Raw genomic sequence first — 16,728 nt, forward strand, 5'->3', positions numbered from 1 at the left:
GGCGCCGTCCGGCGTGTCGCGGTGTGGCTCCGACGCGGATCCCGAGCCCGAACTGGTCCTCCGGCGGCACTCCCGGCAAGCGGGGTGCCGACCCGGTGGGGCTCTCTCCAGCGGGCCTCGGGGTCCGCGTCGGTAAGAGGAATCTACGGACGTCGCGGGGGTCGGCGGATCGGGAACGCGGCCGGGACCCGCTAGTCAGTTGGGACTATGTCCCGGTGGCGAACGGCACGGCCGGCGGCCTCGCCAGCCGGTCGAGGAAGGCCACCAGCACCGCCTCGCGCAGCGCCGGCGGCGCCACGTCGAGCAGTGCGTTGACCGGTGCCATCCGCTCCGGCAGCCCCAGCCCGCCGTCGGCGCCCGCCAGGCCGCCCGCCGCCAGCAGCAGGTCGAACTCCTCGTCGCCGAGGGTGGCCGGGTCGAGTGTGCGCAGCAGGTCCGCCACGCCGGGATCGACCGGCACCGGCCCGGCCTCCCGAGCGGCGTCGACGGCCGAACCCAGAGCGGCGAGGAAGGCGGCGGGGTCGGTGGCGGCGCTGATCGCGACGTGCAGCGAAGGCGGCTGGCCGTCGTACGACAGCTGCGGCTGGACGAACCAGTCGCGGGCGGCCATCTCGTCGCAGACCGTGAAGACGTCGAGCGCCCCGGATGCCACGGCGGCGACCAGGGTCGACTCGGGGGAGGCGACCAGCGCGAGCCCGTCGAGGGCGGAGATCCCGGCGGCGATCGCGTCGGTCGCCGCCAGCGCCCGCTCGGCCAGCGCCAGGTAGCCGGCGTCGCCGATCGCCCGCACCGTCGCCCACGCGCCGGCGATCGGCCCGCCCGAGCGCGTGGACTGCATCGTCGCGTTGAGCATCGTGTAGCCGGGCCACCCGGCGTGGGCGAAGTACTGCGGCCGCCGCAGCGCGGGCGTGCGGTGCAGCAGCAGCGAGGCGCCCTTGGGGGCGTAGGCGTACTTGTGCAGGTCGGTCGAGATCGACGTGACGTCCTCGACCGCGAAGGTCCACGGTGCGACCGGCCGGCCCAGCCGGGCGGCGTACGGCAGCACCCAGCCGCCGATGCAGGCGTCGACGTGGCAGCGCACGCCCCGCTCCGCCGCGGCCGCGGCGATCGCCGGGACCGGGTCCACCACCCCGTGCGCGTACGACGGCGCGCTGGCCACCACCAGCACCGTGCTCTCGTCGATCGCGGCCGCCATCGCCGCCGCGTCCGCCCGGTGGTCCGGACCCGTCGGCACCACGACCACGCGCACCCCGAAGTAGTGCCCCGCCTTGTGGAAGGCCGCATGCACCGTGTCCGGTACGACGATCGACGGCGCCGCCACGTCCGGCCGGGCGTCGCGCGCGCCCTGGACCGCCAGCAGGCACGACTCCGTGCCGCCGGAGGTCAGCGTCCCCACCATGGTGTCCGGGCCGTCGACCAGCGTCCGCGCGAAGGCGACGAGGTCGTTCTCCATCGCCAGCAGGCTCGGGAACGCGGTCGGGTCCAGCCCGTTGCTGCCCGCGAAGGCGGCCACCGCCTCGCGGGCGAGCGCGTCGACCTCGGTCAGCCCGGCGTCGTACACATAGGCGAGGGTGCGACCACCGTGCACCGGCAGGTCGCCCTCCCGCAGCGCCTCCAGCCGGGCCCGGATCTGCTCAGGCGTCAATGGTGCCGTCACTCCGATCCACCTCCGTCTCGTCGAGAGCGTAGCCACGCAGCCACCACAGGCTCGCCAGCACGAGCAGCGCCGGCAGCAGCGAGAAGCCCAGCGTGATCGCGGTGACCGCCGAGTCCGGCTGCGCCACGCCGCCGGTCGCGCTGGACCGGTACGAGCCGAGCGCGAGCACCACCGCGAACAGCCCCGGCCCCAGCGCCAGGCCGAGCGTCTCGCCGGCGGTCCAGACGCCGGTGTAGACGCCCACCCGCGAGGATCCGGTACGACGGGCGTCGACCGCCGCCGCGTCCGGCAGCATCGCGAGCGGGAACACCTGCACCCCGGCGTACCCGACGCCGACCAGCGCCACCGCCGCGAACACCACGCCCGCGGGCGCGTGCCCGGCCAGCACCGCCAGCGCGGCCCCGGCGGCGAGCACCACCGACGAGGCGGCGTACCCCCGCTTCTTGCCGATCCGCCGGCCGAGGGCCGCCCAGGCCGGCGTCAGCAGCAGCGCCGGACCGACGAAGCAGACGAACAGGATCGTCGCCGCGCCGTCGCGCTCGAGCACGTCGCTGGCGAGGTAGTCGACCCCGGCGAGCATGCAGCCGGTCGCGAGCGCCTGGATCACGAAGGTGACCAGCAGCAGCCGGAAGTCGCGCGCGGCGGCGACCAGCCGCAGCTGGTCGCGCAGGGTGCCCGGTCCGGGCGCCACGTCGCCGATCCGCGCGCTGCGGGTGCCGCGATAGGCGAGCAGCGCGCCGGTGACGATGATGGCGGCCATCACGACGCCCATCGCGCGGTAGCCGTCGCGCCCGCCGATCGCGTCCCGGATCGCCGGCGCGCTCGCGCCCGCGAGCAGGATGGTGAACGCCAGGATCGCGACCCGCCAGGTCATCAGGCGGGTGCGCTCGGCGTAGGAGTCGGTGATCTCGGCCGGCATCGCGACGTACGGCACCTGGAAGAAGGCGTACGCCGTCGCGCAGGCCAGGAAGGCCACCAGCACCCACGCCGTGTCGAACGCCCGCGAGCCGAGGTCCGGCCCGGCGAACAGCAGCGCGAAGCACAGCCCGAGGACCAGGCCGGCCCGCAGCAGCCATGGCCGCCGCGGCCCGCGCGGGTCGACGCTGCGGTCGCTGATCCGGCCGGCGATCGGGTTGAGGATCACGTCCCACGCCTTCGGGAGGAAGACGATCGCGCCCGCCAGCAGCGCGGGCACGGCGAGGGTGTCGGTGAGGTAGGGCAGCAGCATCAGCCCCGGGACGGTGCCGAACGCGCCGGTCGCGACCGACCCGGCGCCGTACCCGATCCGGACGCCGCGGGGGAGGGGCGTCACTTCCCGAGCGCTCGCGAGGCCGCCGAGGAGTGGCGCCGCCGCCGGTTGGTGCCGATCGGCGTGGCCGGCTCGTCGCCGGCCGACCACTGGGTGATCCACTCGTCCATGGCCAGCCAGGTCGTGGTCCGTGCGGCGCGGCCGGTGAGCATGCCGAGGTGCCCGCCGGGGACGACCTCGAAGCGGACCTCCTGCGCCTTCGTCAGCAGGGGTACGACGGCCCGGACCGCCGGGACGGGCGCGATCCCGTCCGTCGCGCCGCCGAACACCAGCACCGGCACGGTGATCTCGCCGAGGTCGATGGACCGGTCGTCGAGCTCGAAGATGCCGCTCGCGAGCTGGTTGCCCTTCGCGAAGCGGTGGTAGAGCTGCCCGAAGGTACGGCCCGGGTAGGCGATCATGTTGGCGGTGAAGTGGTCGACCGCCTCGACCTGCGCGAGGAACTCGCGATCGTCGACATGGGTCGCCAGCGCGATCGGCTTGGTCACCAGCTTCTGGAAGGCGGTGAGCTGGAAGGCCCACTTCACCAGCGGCTTCGGGGCGCCGCCGAGCATCTGGTAGCCCTTGGTGATCGGACCGTTGCCGTTGAACAGGTTGAGCAGCGGCCGGAACGGCGCCAGCAGCGGCACCAGCGAGATGTCGATCGGCGACCCGACCACGGTCAGCGAGGCGACGGGCAGGTCGCCGGAGCGCTCGTCGGCGAGGGTGAGCAGCGAGAAGATCCCGCCGAGCGACCAGCCGATCACGTGCACGGGCCGGTCGCCGGCGTGCTTCGAGACCTCCCGGATCGCGGTCGGCACGACCTCGTCGACCCAGTGCTCCATGCCGAGGTTGCGGTCGCGGAAGGAGACCTCGCCGTACTCCACGAGGTACGTCGGCCGTCCCTCCGTCACGAAGTGCTCCACCAGCGAGCACCCCCGCCGCAGGTCGTAGCAGCTCGACGGGGCCGCCAGCGGCGTCACCAGCAGCACCGGGTCGCCCTGCTCCTGCACGTGGCCGGCCGGGCGGTAGTGGTAGACCTCGCGCAGCGTCCCGTCGTCGATCAGCGTGCGCGGCATCGGGCGCAGGTCGGCCACGCCGCCGTACAGCAGCTTGTGGGCGACATTGCTCGCCGCGGCCACGACCTGGTCCGGGGCGGGGAGCAGGCCGGCTCCGGGCACGGAGCGCAGGGGCACCAGATCCATGAGCGAAAACTACCGCGCCGTGGCTGGACGGTGTGGGGCGTCGCTCACTTCCACGTGATCGACGCCAGCACGGCGTCGAACCACTCCCGGGTGCGCGGGTCGTCCGGCGGCCCCTCCATCTCGAGGATGACGTACTGGCCGTCGTACGAGGTGCCCCAGGTGAGGACCAGCAGGTGGAACTTCGAGCCGTAGCGGATCCGGGTCTCGGTCTCGGCCATGAAGCCGGTGACGCCCTGCACGACCCGGTCCTCCACGCGGGCCAGGGGCGGCACGTTGTCGGCCCGGTCGCCGACGCCCGCGAGGTCGGCGACGGCGTCGAGGGTGTCGGGGGAGCCGGCGTGCATGGTGACCTCGTCGCCGACGATCGACCACGACCTCGTGCCGTCGCGGTGGCTCGCGATCGTGAAGTCCTTCACGTTGGTGCGCCACTCCACGCCGCCGGGGAGGTGGTAGGAGAGCACCTTGCCCTCGACCAGCTGTCCGTCGGCCGCGGGGGGCTCGCTCGCCGTCGGCTCGGCGGTGCCCGACTCGGCGGTGCTCGGCTCGGTGGACCCCGCGGACGGCGTACCGCTGCCGTCGGCCGGCTCCGGCGACGCGTCGTCGCAGGCCGCCAGGGCGAGGGGCAGGAGGAGCAGTGCTGCCGCGGGGAGGGTGCGACGCCGAGAGACCACGCTGGTTCCTTCCGAGGGGTGGACGACCACCGTAGATGCGGGTGGTTTCGGGGACAGGGGGAGGGTAGGACCCGCGTGGTCCCTGAGGGGACCGCCACCCTGTCTCGGAGATCTATCGCGGAGAGCGCACATGTTGCCCACGGAATTCGGCGGCTTCGTCGCAGCCGTCGCGAAGGCGTCACCTCGCGGACTGACCATCGTCGAGGAGGCCATCGACACCGCCATCGGCGAGCTCGAGGAAGAGATCAAGAACGTCAAGCCCGACCAGTTCGAGCAGAACGCCTTCATCCCGAAGTCGGCGTTCGGCACGGCCCACCGCTCGCCCGAGGTCGCGCTGCACCACACGCGCGCCCATGCGGTGATGACGGCCACGCTCGAGGGCGTCGTGGCCGACCTGGAGAAGTTCCGGGAGGCCTGCCGGCTCGCCCACAAGGACATCCAGGGGGTCGAGGACGTCATCACCGTCGACCTGCAGACCAAGCTGGCCATCGCCGAGACCCTGGACGACGGCGTCCGGCGGTACGGCGACACGGCCTACGACCGGGCCGTCAACGACAACGCCGGCACGGTCGCCACCGAGGAGAACCCCGCGACGGAGGAGGGCTGAGCGATGGCCGGGGAGAACATCCGCAAGCTGCTGGACGTCACCGCGCACTCGAACTCGCAGCGGCTCCTCGACGTCGCCCTGACCTGGGGCGCCGACGGCGACGTCCTCGACAAGGTCGCCACCACGCTGAAGACCGCGGCCGAGGAGGTCAAGCGGGGCTTCAGCGACGGCGTCGAGGGCGACCCCGAGGGGGTCGCCGAGCGCGGCAGCAAGGCGTTCCTGACGCTGCACGACGACGTCGTCGAGCGCCGCGACCAGATGTACGCCGCCCGGCGGGTGCTGAACACCGCCGGCACGAAGCTGGCCAACGCCGAGCAGATCAAGACCGACACGCCGACCGAGCCGTCGCCGCTGCGCGACGAGCCCTCGCCCCACGACTACGACCTCCCGTTCGAGTACGTCATCGAGAAGGCGAAGTACGACACCGAGTCGGCGCAGCACAGCGCGGACGTGACCGCCTACGCCGGCGAGGACGAGAAGGCGCGCAAGAAGCTCGAGGCGCTCGACACCGCCTACGCCGAGGCGTCCGCGGAGCTGGCGAAGATCCACGGGGAGCCGGTCTACCCCGAGGACGTGCCCCCGCCGGGGGAGAACGTCCCCGGCGGCGTGCCGGGCGGTCCGGGTCGCCAGGTGCCGACCCCGAGCGACCCGCCGAAGGACCCGCCGAAGCTGCCGCCGCCGTACGACCCGCCCAAGGATCCGCCGCCCTACGACCCGCCGAAGGACCCACCGCCCTACGACCCGCCGAAGCTGCCGCCGCCCTACGACCCGCCGGACCCGGGCGACCCGGGGCGTCCGGTCGGTCCGCCCGTCGGCCCGCCGGTGCTCACGCCGGGCGGACCCGGGGCGGGATCAACCCGATCGCGGCCGGTGTCGTCGGCGCCGGCGTGGTGGGTGCGCCCGGCATCGCCAACGCCGTGCGCGGCGCGCTGGCCGGCCGCGGTCTCGTCCCCGGCCAGCAGGTGGGCCGGATCGGCGCCACCTCCCGCACCGGCGGTCCTGGAGCCCTCGGGCGCGGCGGCGCGGTGCCGGGCAGCCCGGTCAGCCGTGGCGCCGGCGGCCGGGGCGGTGCCGGCGGCGGACGCGGTGGTGCGGCCGGTGCGGCCGGCGGCCGGGGCACGCGCCGCGGTGCGGGCGCAGGCGCCGCGGGTGGCCGGGGTCGTCGCAAGGGTGAGGAGGACCAGTACGACGAGAGGGACCTCTTCGACGACGGCAGCGACTGGCTCGACGACGAGGGGACCGCGCCCGGCGTGCTGGGCTGAGCCCGGACTCAGGAGAGGGTCGCGGGCCGCACCGTCTTGGTGTGGCTGTGGCTCTCGTCCTCCAGCTCCGTCATGAAGCTGTCGGCCCACGCCTTCACGTCGTGCTGGGCGATCTGGCGGCGCATCGCCTTCATCCGCCGGGTCAGCTCCTTGGGCTCGGCGTTGTAGGCCTCGAGGAGCGCGGCCTTCATGCCGTTCATGTCGTAGGGGTTGACCAGCCACGCCTGGCGCAGCTCGTCCGCGGCCCCGGCGAACTCCGAGAGCACGAGCGCGCCGTCGTCGTCGACCCGGCAGGCGACGTACTCCTTGGCGACGAGGTTCATCCCGTCGCGGTACGGCGTGACCACCATGACGTCCGCGGCCCGGTAGAGCGCCGCCATCTCCTCGCGGGGGTACGACGTGTGCAGGTAGCTGATCGCCGGGCGGCCGATCCGGCCGAGGTCGCCGTTGAGGCGGCCGACCAGGCGCTCGATGTCGTCGCGCAGGTTGCGGTAGTGCTCCACCCGCTCCCGGGACGGGACGGCGACCTGGACGAACACCGCGTCGTCCACCGTGAGCGCGCCGTCGCGGATCAGCTCGCCGAACGCGCGGAGCCGGGCGTAGATGCCCTTGGTGTAGTCGAGGCGGTCGATGCCGAGGAAGATCTTGCGCGGGTCGCCCAGTGCCTCGCGGATCGCCTCCGCGCGCTCGGCCACCGACTCCGAGCGGGCCAGCTCCTCGAACCCGGCGGCGTCGATCGAGATCGGGAAGGCGGCGGCGCGGACGGTGCGGCCGTCGGGCAGGTAGACCAGGTCGCGGTGCGTCTTGTGGCCGACCCGCTGGCGGACCAGGCGGATGAAGTTCTGCGCCGCGCCGGGGAGCTGGAAGCCGACCAGGTCGGCGCCGAGCAGGCCCTCGAGGATCTGGCGCCGCCACGGCAGCTGCTGGAACAGCTCGGCGGGCGGGAACGGGATGTGCAGGTAGAAGCCGATCCGCAGGTCGGGGCGCAGCTCGCGCAGCATCTGCGGCACCAGCTGCAGCTGGTAGTCGTGCACCCACACGGTCGCGCCGTCGTTGGCGAGCTCGGCGGTGCGCTCGGCGAAGCGCCGGTTGACCTGGACGTAGGTGTCCCACCACTCGCGGTGGAACTCCGGCTTCGCGACGACGTCGTGGTAGAGCGGCCAGAGGGTGCCGTTGGAGAAGCCCTCGTAGTGCTCCTCGATCTCCTCGGCCGACATCGCCAGCGGCACCAGGTCGAGCCCGTCGACCTTGAACGGCTTGAACTTCTGCGTCCCGCCCGGCCAGCCGACCCAGACCCCGTCGTGGGCCCGCATGACCGGCTCGATCGCCGACACCAGCCCCCCGGGGACCGGCGCCAGCGGTTCTTGCCGTTGCGGTCGGTGACACGGTCGACGGGGAGGCGGTTGGCGACGATCACGAGGTCATGGCCCACGTCCCCACCCTAGTGGTGTCACCGGTGGCGGGGCGGGGTGTCGGGCTGGCCCGACAGCGAGTGTCGTGCTGGCAGGATTCTGTCGACCACTCCCACGGACAACGCTGGACCCATGACCGAGACCCACGTGCTGAGCCCGCCCCCGCAGCCGCCGACCCGGCGATGGCTGCGCGACACCGGCTACGCCCTCGCCGCCCTCCCGGTGGCGCTGGCGGCCCTGGTCGTCGTGGTCGCCCTCGTCGGCGCCGGCCTGGGGCTGTCGGTGGTCATCGGCGGCGTCTTCGTCCTCGTCGTGGGGGTGTACGCCGCCCGCGGGTTCGCGTACGTCGAGCGTCGGCGCCTGGCCGCGTTGACCGGCCGCGCGGTGCCCGAGCCGGCGTACCTGCGGGCCGGAGCGGGCGACCGCTTCTGGCGGCGCACCCTCACGCCGCTGCGGGACCCGCAGTCCTGGCTGGACGTCGTGTGGTCGCTGGTCGGCTGGGTCACGGGGACGGCGGCGTTCGTGGTCGTCGTGACCTGGTGGGCCACCGTGCTGGGCGGGCTCAGCTACTGGCTGTGGTCGTGGTGGGTCCCGCGTGGTGACGACGACACCGGCCTGGCGGAGCTGATCGGCCTCGGCGACAGCCGCCGCGCCGACATCGGGCTGATCAGCGCGATCGGCCTGGCCGCGCTGGTGACGCTGCCGTTCGCGCTGCGGCTCGCGGCGGTGCTGCACGCGAGCCTGGCCTCGGTGCTGCTCACCAGCCGGGCCGAGCTGCAGGGCCGGGTGGCGCGGGTCGAGGAGAGCCGGGAGTCGGCGCACCGGGCGGAGGCGGAGTCCCTGCGCAAGCTGGAGCGCGACATCCACGACGGCCCGCAGCAGCGGCTGATCCGGCTCGGCATGGACCTGGGCCGCGCCCGGGTGCAGCTCGCGGACGACCCCGAGAACGCCGCGCGCACCCTCGACGCCGCCGTCGCCCAGACCCGGGAGGCGGTCGAGGAGCTGCGGGCGCTGTCGCGCGGCATCGCCCCTCCGCTGCTGGTCGACCGGGGCCTGGCGGCCGCCGTGGCCGAGATGGCCGACGGCCAGCCGATCCCGGTGCGGGTCGTCGCCGACGTACCCCCGGAGCTGCCGCTGGCGGTCGAGACGGCCGCCTACTTCGTGGCGGCGGAGGCGTTGACCAATGTGGTCAAGCACAGCGGCGCCGACCGGGCCGACCTGACGCTCGGCGTGACCGACGGGCAGCTGCACGTCACCGTCGACGACAACGGCTGCGGCGGCGCGAGCGCGGTGACCGGGCACGGCCTGTCCGGGCTGCGCGAGCGGCTGGCCGGCGTCGACGGGCAGCTGTTCCTGGCCTCCCCGGCGGGCGGCCCGACCCGGCTGCGCGCGGAGGTGCCCCTGCCGTGAGGATGGTGGCGTGAGGATCGTGGTCGCTGACGACTCCGTGCTGCTGCGCGAGGGTCTCCAGCTCCTCCTCGCGGAGGCCGGCCACGAGGTCGTCGCGGCCGTCGGCGACGGCCCGGCCGTGGTGGGCGCGGTGCTGGAGCACCGGCCGGACCTGGCCATCGTCGACGTCCGGATGCCGCCGAGCCACACCGACGAGGGCCTCCGCGCGGCCGTGGCCTGCCGGCAGGCGTGGCCGGAGGCGCGGGTGCTGGTGCTGTCGCAGTACGTCGTCGCGTCGTACGCCGACGAGCTGCTCGCGACGGGGGAGGGCGGTGTGGGCTACCTGCTCAAGGACCGGGTGAGCGAGGTCGGGGAGTTCCTCGACGCGGTCGCCACGGTGCAGGCGGGCGGCACGGTGCTCGACCCGATGGTGGTCAAGCACCTGATGGGCCGCCGGCGCGACCCGCTGCTCGCGCTCACCCCGCGGGAGTGGGAGGTGCTCGCGCTGATGGCGGAGGGGCGCTCCAACGCCGCCGTCGCCGACGCCCTCGTCGTCTCGCTGGCCGCGGTCGAGAAGCACACCCAGCGGATCTTCGCCAAGCTCGGCCTGGCCCCCGACGACGACCAGTCGCACCGGCGGGTGCTGGCCGTGGTGCGCTTCCTGCGCGCGGATCAGCCGGGGTCGCCGGGGTAGCGGATGCCGACGGCGGCGCGCAGGGCGTCGAGCTGGCGCAGGACCAGCAGGGTCTGGGCGTGGGGGACCAGCGGGCTCTCGCGCAGGCCCTCCCGCACGCAGCGGCCCACCTCCGCGATCTCGTTGCCGTAGCCGCGGCCGAGCACCGGCAGGTCGCCGGCGAGGACGACCTGCCGGTCGGGCTGCGGGCCGCCGGCGTCGTACGGCGTGAAGACCGCGCGCTCCGGGTGGTGGAAGTTCGGCCCCACCTCGACCCGGCCGAGGTCGGTGGCGACCGCGGCCTGCCGGGAGGACCACGACGTCATCGACGCGCTCAGCGCGGCCACCGCGCCGCCGGGATAGCGCCCGGCGATCGCGACGTCGAGGTCGATCCCGCTGGCGGCGAGGCTCGCCACCGCGTCCAGCTCCTCGGCCTCGCCGAGCATCAGGTGGGCGAAGGTCAGCGGGTAGATGCCCATGTCGAGCAGCGCCCCGCCGCCGAGCTCTGGGGCGAACATCCGGTCGGTGAGCGGCGCGTCGACCCGGAACCCGAGCTCGGCCGTCAGCTGCAGCGGGCGGCCGAGCCGGCCGCTGCCGAGCTCGGCGCGCAGCTCCCGGATCACCGGGTGGCAGGCCATCCACATCGCCTCCATGAGGAACCGGTCGTGCTCGCCGGCCAGCCGCACCATCTCCTCGGCGTCGGCGGTGCGCAGGGTCAGCGGCTTCTCGCACAGCACGTGCTTGCCGGCCTCGAAGGCCGCCCGGGCGCCCTCGAGGTGGAGGGCGTGCGGGGTCGCGACGTAGACGACGTCGACCCCGGGATCGGCGAGCAGCGCGGCGTAGCTGCCGTGGGCGCGGGTCCGCCCGTCGCCGTACCGGTCGGCGAAGGCCCGGGCCCCCTCCGGCGTCCGGGAGCCGACCGCGGCCACGTGGGCGCCGGGCACCAGGGCGAGGTCGGCGGCGAAGGTCCGCGCTATCTTGCCGGTGGCCAGGATCCCCCAGCCGAGCGAGTCGGACGTGCCGGTCATGCCCGGACCCTAGGACATGCCGAGGACGTGACCGCCGCGGCGCGGGCGAATGACATCGTTGTGATTCGCGGGTTAGAGTACGAGTCAGCACACCTGTCGGCCTTCCCACCCCGATGCGTCGAGGAGACCTCATGACCGCCGAGCGCAGCACCCAGGAGAACGCCGCCGCCGCGGCCGCTCCCGGCAGCCTCAGCGAACGCGACCGCGCGATCCTCGAGTTCGAGCGCCAGTGGTGGAAGTACGCCGGCGCCAAGGAGAGTGCCGTGCGCGAGCAGTTCGACATGAGCGCCACCCGCTACTACCAGGTGCTCAACGCCCTCATCGACCGTCCCGAGGCCCTGGAGGCCGACCCGCTGCTGGTGCGGCGGCTCCGGCGGCTGCGCTCCCAGCGCCAGCGGCAGCGGTCGGCGCGGCGCCTGGGCTTCGAGATCTGACTCCGTCCAGCCAGCCTCCAGGCTGGCCCGCCCGACCCAGCCCAGAGAGGCGGCCATGACCTTCCCCACCTGGCCCACTCGCAGACACCACCAGCGCGGCGCCGTCCTGCCGTCCCCCGTGGTGCTGCTCACCATCGTCGCCGTCGCCCTCGCGGCGGTCGCCTTCGTCGCCACCCGCGGCGACGGGCCGGCCGAGCGCGACATCTCCGCCACCAAGGCCGCCGCGACGCCCACCGACGCCGAGCCCGCCGACGAGGGCACCGGCCCGAGCGAGACCCCCACCGAGGAGCAGAAGCCGACCCCCAAGCCCGTGGTCCGCGGCGACCACGCCGTCGTCGTCTTCAACAACACCCGCGTCCGCGGCCTCGCCGCCCGGGTCGCCGAGAAGGTCAAGGCCGCCGGCTGGCAGGTCGCCGCCACCGACAACTGGTACGGCACCGTCCCCGCCACCACCGTCTACTTCCCCCAGGGCAAGAAGGCAGCCGCCCGCCAGCTCGCCCTCGACCTCGGCATCGCCCGGGTCCTCCGCGCGGACGCCGACAGCGACATGAGCTCCACCAACCTGACGGTCATCCTGACCGCCGAGCTCGACTGAGCTGGATGGCGCGAGCGCGTCGCTCGTCCCTCGCGCCACGCTGCCGCGCACGCAGTCGAGGTCGTCGCGGTGCGGGGCCGACCGGCGGCCAGCGGCCGGCGCGGCGACAAGCGCCGGCCGTCGTCGGCTCCGGTCGCTCCTCCGTCGCTCCCTGCGCCTCCGCGGCCGACGCGGCGACAAGCGCCGGCCGTCGTCGGCTCCGGTCGCTCCTCCGTCGCTCCCTGCGCCTCCGCGGCCGACGTTCCCGCCGCAGCCTTCCCGCCCCGATCGAACGTTCACCCACCCGCCACCTGTCGTCGAGCGTGACGTGATGGGATAGGCGGGTGAGGTTCACGTCCGAGGACGCCGAGAAGCGGTACGACGCCCTGGTGCGCGTCGCGGCCCGGACGGTCGTCGGCCTGGACTTCGACGGCACCCTGTCGCCGATCGTCGACGACCCGGCGCGCGCCCACATCCACCCGGACGCGCCCGAGGTGCTGATGGCGCTGGCCGAGGAGGTGGCCGCGATCGCGGTGATCACCGGCCGGCCGGCCCGGCAGGCGCTCGACCTCGGCGGGCTGGAGGAGGTCGGCGACGCGCTCGACGCGGCCGGCAAGGAGCTCTTCGTCTTCGGGCAGTACGGCAACGAGCGGTGGACGTCCAGCCACCGCCGGATCATGGGCGCCCGGCCGCCGCGCGGGCTGGCGACCTTCGAGCGGGACCTGCCCCGGGCGCTGCGCAGCGCCGGGGCGAGCGACGCGTACGTCGAGGACAAGGGCCTCGCGGTCGCCGTCCACACCCGCCGCCTGGCCGACCCCGAGGGTGCCTTCGACCGGCTGCTGCCGCCGCTGCGCGAGCTCGCCGACCGGCACGGCCTGGTGCTGGAGCCCGGCAAGGCGGTGATCGAGGTCCGCTCGGCCGGCTCCCACAAGGGGATGGTCGTCAACCGGCTCGCCGCCGTGCTCGACGCCGAGGGCTTCCTGTTCGCCGGCGACGACCTCGGCGACGTCGAGGCCTTCGAGGCCGTCGAGGAGCTCGGCGACCGCGGCCTGGCGGTGCTCCGGGTCTGCTCGGCGTCGAGCGAGGAGAGCGCCCTGATCGCGCTGTCCGACGTGGTCGTGCACGGCCCGGTCGGCGTGCTGGAGCTGCTCGGCCGGCTGGCGGCCGACGCCCGCGCCCTCCGGGAGGGCTGAGCGGTGCGCAGCGTGGCGGTGATCCCGGCCCGCGGCGGCAGCCGGCGGATCCCGCGCAAGAACGTCCGCACCTTCGCCGGGCGGCCGATGCTCGCCTACGCCGTCGAGGTCGCGCTGGCGTCCGGGCTGTTCGAGCGCGTCGTCGTCAGCACCGACGACGACGAGGTCGCCGACGTCGCCCGCGACCTGGGGGCCGAGGTCCCGTTCCGCCGGCCCCCGGCGATCAGCGACGACCACACGCCGATGGCCGAGGTGGTCCTGCACGCCCTCGACGAGCTGGACCGCGCCGGCGAGGAGTACGACGCCGTCTGCACCCTGTTCGCCACCGCCCCTTCCTGCGGGCCGCCGACCTGGTCGCCGGCCTGCGGCTGCTGGAGGACGGCGCCCCGGCGGCGGTCGCCGTCACGGGCTTCGACTTCCCGATCTTCCGCGCCTTCGGGCTCAACGACGACGGCGCGCTGCGGCCGCTGTGGCCCGAGCACGCCGGCACCCGGTCACAGGACCTGCCCGAGGCGCTGCACGACGCCGGGCAGTTCTACTGGACCCGGGTCGAGGTGCTGCGCGCGACCCGGAGCCTGTGGCCCGACGGGATGCGGCCGGTCCGACTGCCCCGGCACCGGGTGCAGGACATCGACGAGCCCGAGGACTGGGAGCGCGCCGAGTGGATGCACCGCGCGCTCGAAGGAGAGGCGCCGTCGTGACCGGCGACCTGGCGCTGCGACCGGCCACCGCCGAGGACGCGGAACGCCTGCTCACGTGGCGCAACGAGCCGGCGACCCGCGCCGCCTCGCTCTCGACCGACGAGATCGACCTGCCGACCCACCGCGCCTGGCTGGCCGCCCGCCTCCGGGACCCCGACTGCCGGCTCCTGATCGTGGAGCACGACGACGAGCCGGTCGGGCAGGTCCGGCTCGACCGGGGCGGCGCGGACGGCGCGACGGCCGAGGTCTCGATCGGGCTGGCCGCCGCCGCCCGGGGCCGCGGCGTCGGCACGCGCGCGCTCCGGCTCCTCGAGGAGCCGGCCCGCGCCTGGCCGGAGGTGCGAGCGCTCACGGCGCGGGTGCGGACCGGGAACGCCGCCTCGGTGCGGGCCTTCCTGGCCGCGGGCTACCACGAGCGGGATCGCGCCGACGACGTCGTCACGCTGGTCCGCGAGCTCTGACCCGCGCGCGCCCCGCGCGGCGGCCGGGTGGCGCCGTACGTCATGCTGGAGACGCCGTGAGCGAGCCGAAGACGGAGGGCGGACATGTTTCAGCTGGGTGATCGCGTGGTCGGGGCCGGCGCACCGCCGCTGCTCGTCTCGGAGATCGGCGCCAACCACGACGGCGACGTCGACAAGGCCGAGACCATGGTCCGGGCCCTCGCCGCCCAGGGCGCCGAGGCGATCAAGTTCCAGCTGTACACCGCCGAGGAGCTGGTGGCCGACGCCGACCGGCCCGTCACCTGGGGGCCGCCCGGCGGCGAGGTGACCGAGGCGATCGGGCCGATGTTCGACCGGCTGGCGCTGCCGCGTGAGGCGGTCCGCGACCTGATGCGGCTCGGCACCGAGCTGGGCATGATCTCCTTCGCCACGCCGTTCAGCGAGGACGGCATCGACTACCTCGAGCAGGTCGGCGTGCCGGGCTACAAGGTGGCCGCCTCCGACGTCGGGCACCTGCCGTTCCTGCGGCACATCGCGCAGACCGGCAAGCCGGTCATCCTCTCCCTCGGCAAGTGCACCCTCGGGGAGGCCGAGGAGGCGATCGACACCCTCCTCGCCCACGGCGCCTCCCAGCTCAGCGTGCTGCACTGCGTCGCGGAGTACCCCGCACCGATCGCGGACATGAACCTGCGCACCATCCCGATGCTGCAGACGATGTACCCCGAGATGGCGGTCGGCCTCTCCGACCACTCGATCGGTACGACGTCCGCGGTGGCCGCCGTCGCGCTCGGCGCCTCGATCGTGGAGAAGCACGTCACCCTGTCGCCGCAGGACGTCGGCCCGGACCACTGGTTCAGCATGGCCATCGACGAGGTGGGCCCGCTCCAGCAGGCGATGCACGACGCGCACGCGGCCCTCGGCGTCGCGCGCAAGCAGGTCACGCCCGGCGAGGTCGCCGAGCGTCGCACGGCCATCCGGTCGCTCGTCGTACGACGCCCGCTCAAGGCCGGCGACCGGCTCCGCGCCGATGACCTCAAGGCGGTCCGTCCCGGCACCGGGCTGCCGCCCCGCTACCTCGAGGTGGTCGACGGCATGGTGCTCACCCGCGACCTCGCGGCCGACACGCCCGTCACCTGGGACGCGTTCAGGTAGGCGCCGCCGCCAGCGCCTCGAGCGCGGCCGCCGCCCGGGCCCGCCCGGCCCCGTCGACCAGGCTCCGGCCGGCCTCGCGCATCCGCGCGCGCAGGCCGGCGTCCTCGAGCAGCGCGTCCAGCGCGGCGACGGCGGGCGTCGGGTCCTGTCGCAGGTCGTCCAGGAGGCCGAGCCCGGCGGCAAGCCCGGCGCCGGTGACCAGCTCGTAGCCCGCCACCTGGTTGTCCACCACGCACACGACCCCGGCGGCGCTGCCGATGCAGAAGAGCTCGACCAGCGAGGTCCCCGAGGCGCTGAGGACGACGTCCGCACGGGCGACGAGCGCCATCAGGGACGGCGGCGGCCCGATCACCTCGACCTGCTGTCCCGCCGCCCAGGCGACCCGGTCGAGGGCGTCCCTCGTCTCGGCCCGCGGCGCGACGAAGGTGGCCCGGCACGGCCGCCCGGTCCGGGCCAGGGCCTCGGCGACGACCGGGCCGGCGCCGAACGCGTCGGTCCCGCCGAAGTAGGCCACCACCCGCGGCCGGTCATCGGGTGGGTCATCGGGCGGGTCATCGGCGTCGCGGGGGTCCGCCGAGCGCCAGGCCAGCACCTCGTCGCGGACCAGTGCGTACTCCGGCCCGGCGAGGACGGGCAGCCCGGGCGCGTAGTCGGCCGCGGAGACGCCGAGGTTCTGGTCGAGGTAGAGGTCGGCCGCCAGGCCGCGCCGGTCGCGGTCCACGATCGCGAGCACCGGCACGGCGAGCGCCCGCAGCTCCCGGCTCGTCGACGCCGGCAGGGCGTAGGAGTCGAGGACGACCGCGTCCGGGCCGAGGGCGGCCAGCACGGGCAGGACCGCGGCGGGCTCGCCGTCGTACGGCCGGACGTCGAACCCGCGCTCGCGCACCTGTCCCGCGGCCCAGGGCACGGCGTCGAAGTCGGCGACGAACGCGCACCGGCTCCCGCGGGCGGCGAGCTCCTCGGCGAGGGCGACGCAGCGCATGACGTGCCCGGTCCCGCGGGTCGGCCCGAGATCGCAGTAGAAGACGATCAGCGACATCGC

The 16,728-nt window shown here is 74.6% G+C and carries 16 protein-coding genes and 2 pseudogenes; 11 read left to right on the forward strand and 7 right to left on the reverse strand.

The features are described from left to right. Positions 1–205 precede the first annotated feature (205 nt). From FIV44_RS22720 to FIV44_RS22735, 4 genes are read right to left on the reverse strand one after another with little or no spacing between them, the layout of a single operon-like run. Positions 206–1,657 carry a pyridoxal phosphate-dependent decarboxylase family protein gene (locus tag FIV44_RS22720; protein WP_246086565.1) on the reverse strand — a complete coding sequence of 484 codons (1,452 nt, stop codon included), beginning with the start codon at positions 1,655–1,657 and terminating at the stop codon, positions 206–208. Further along, positions 1,635–2,969 (reverse strand): MFS transporter, encoded by a 1,335-nt coding sequence (locus tag FIV44_RS22725; RefSeq protein WP_141006423.1) that lies wholly within the window; start codon positions 2,967–2,969, stop codon positions 1,635–1,637. Before FIV44_RS22725 ends, FIV44_RS22720 begins: the two co-directional genes overlap by 23 nt. After that, positions 2,966–4,150, reverse strand: a complete 1,185-nt coding sequence (locus FIV44_RS22730) for an alpha/beta fold hydrolase (RefSeq protein WP_141006424.1) — start codon at positions 4,148–4,150, stop codon at positions 2,966–2,968. Before FIV44_RS22730 ends, FIV44_RS22725 begins: the two co-directional genes overlap by 4 nt. A 44-nt stretch (positions 4,151–4,194) precedes the next feature. After that, positions 4,195–4,821, reverse strand: coding sequence for a hypothetical protein (locus FIV44_RS22735; RefSeq protein WP_141006425.1), 627 nt, complete (start codon positions 4,819–4,821; stop codon positions 4,195–4,197). A 130-nt stretch (positions 4,822–4,951) separates the two neighbouring features. Between FIV44_RS22735 and FIV44_RS22740 the strand changes: the two genes are divergently transcribed. Next, positions 4,952–5,428 carry a hypothetical protein gene (locus FIV44_RS22740; protein ID WP_141006426.1) on the forward strand — a complete coding sequence of 159 codons (477 nt, stop codon included), beginning with the start codon at positions 4,952–4,954 and terminating at the stop codon, positions 5,426–5,428. Positions 5,429–5,431: 3 nt separating this feature from the next. Beyond that, positions 5,432–6,766: a hypothetical protein gene (locus FIV44_RS22745; protein ID WP_141006427.1), complete on the forward strand. Its 1,335-nt coding sequence runs from the start codon at positions 5,432–5,434 to the stop codon at positions 6,764–6,766. On the opposite strand, the pseudogene FIV44_RS22750 reads toward FIV44_RS22745, so the two are convergent. Next, positions 6,699–8,122, reverse strand: a pseudogene (locus FIV44_RS22750) (alpha,alpha-trehalose-phosphate synthase (UDP-forming)). The gene FIV44_RS22745 and the pseudogene FIV44_RS22750 sit on opposite strands and share 68 nt — an antisense overlap. A gap of 112 nt (positions 8,123–8,234) precedes the next feature. Here FIV44_RS22750 and FIV44_RS22755 point away from each other — a divergent pair. Beyond that, entirely contained in the window at positions 8,235–9,512 is a 1,278-nt protein-coding gene (locus FIV44_RS22755) for a sensor histidine kinase (protein WP_141006429.1), read from the forward strand. A 10-nt stretch (positions 9,513–9,522) separates the two neighbouring features. Continuing rightward, positions 9,523–10,185, forward strand: a complete 663-nt coding sequence (locus FIV44_RS22760; RefSeq protein ID WP_141006430.1) for a response regulator — start codon at positions 9,523–9,525, stop codon at positions 10,183–10,185. On the opposite strand, the gene FIV44_RS22765 is transcribed toward FIV44_RS22760, so the two are convergent. Continuing rightward, positions 10,164–11,192, reverse strand: coding sequence for a Gfo/Idh/MocA family protein (locus FIV44_RS22765; protein ID WP_141006431.1), 1,029 nt, complete (start codon positions 11,190–11,192; stop codon positions 10,164–10,166). The two genes, FIV44_RS22760 and FIV44_RS22765, sit on opposite strands and share 22 nt — an antisense overlap. Before the next feature lie 131 nt (positions 11,193–11,323). Between FIV44_RS22765 and FIV44_RS22770 the strand changes: the two genes are divergently transcribed. From FIV44_RS22770 to FIV44_RS22795, 7 genes and pseudogenes are all read left to right on the forward strand, one after another. Further along, entirely contained in the window at positions 11,324–11,626 is a 303-nt protein-coding gene (locus tag FIV44_RS22770) for a DUF3263 domain-containing protein (RefSeq protein ID WP_219996144.1), read from the forward strand. A gap of 55 nt (positions 11,627–11,681) precedes the next feature. Then, a complete protein-coding gene (locus FIV44_RS22775; protein ID WP_141006433.1) occupies positions 11,682–12,221 on the forward strand; it encodes a LytR C-terminal domain-containing protein in 540 nt (179 codons plus the stop codon). A 323-nt stretch (positions 12,222–12,544) separates the two neighbouring features. Further along, the gene (gene otsB, locus FIV44_RS22780; RefSeq protein ID WP_141006434.1) at positions 12,545–13,393 is read left to right on the forward strand and encodes a trehalose-phosphatase; all 849 of its coding nucleotides are present in this window, start codon (positions 12,545–12,547) and stop codon (positions 13,391–13,393) included. Positions 13,394–13,411: 18 nt separating this feature from the next. Beyond that, a pseudogene (locus FIV44_RS34190) lies at positions 13,412–13,606 on the forward strand (cytidylyltransferase domain-containing protein); the annotation flags it as partial. A 341-nt stretch (positions 13,607–13,947) separates the two neighbouring features. Further along, entirely contained in the window at positions 13,948–14,094 is a 147-nt protein-coding gene (locus FIV44_RS31560; RefSeq protein ID WP_219996145.1) for a hypothetical protein, read from the forward strand. Next, positions 14,091–14,555 (forward strand): GNAT family N-acetyltransferase, encoded by a 465-nt coding sequence (locus FIV44_RS22790; protein ID WP_181410772.1) that lies wholly within the window; start codon positions 14,091–14,093, stop codon positions 14,553–14,555. Before FIV44_RS31560 ends, FIV44_RS22790 begins: the two co-directional genes overlap by 4 nt. Positions 14,556–14,639: 84 nt before the next feature. After that, the gene (locus tag FIV44_RS22795; RefSeq protein WP_141006436.1) at positions 14,640–15,686 is read left to right on the forward strand and encodes an N-acetylneuraminate synthase family protein; all 1,047 of its coding nucleotides are present in this window, start codon (positions 14,640–14,642) and stop codon (positions 15,684–15,686) included. Here FIV44_RS22795 and FIV44_RS22800 read toward each other — a convergent pair. After that, positions 15,679–16,725, reverse strand: a complete 1,047-nt coding sequence (locus FIV44_RS22800; protein WP_141006437.1) for a PseG/SpsG family protein — start codon at positions 16,723–16,725, stop codon at positions 15,679–15,681. The genes FIV44_RS22795 and FIV44_RS22800 overlap by 8 nt on opposite strands. Between the last annotated feature and the right edge of the window lie 3 nt (positions 16,726–16,728).

This window comes from Nocardioides humi, from assembly GCF_006494775.1.
GTDB lineage: Bacteria > Actinomycetota > Actinomycetes > Propionibacteriales > Nocardioidaceae > Nocardioides > Nocardioides humi.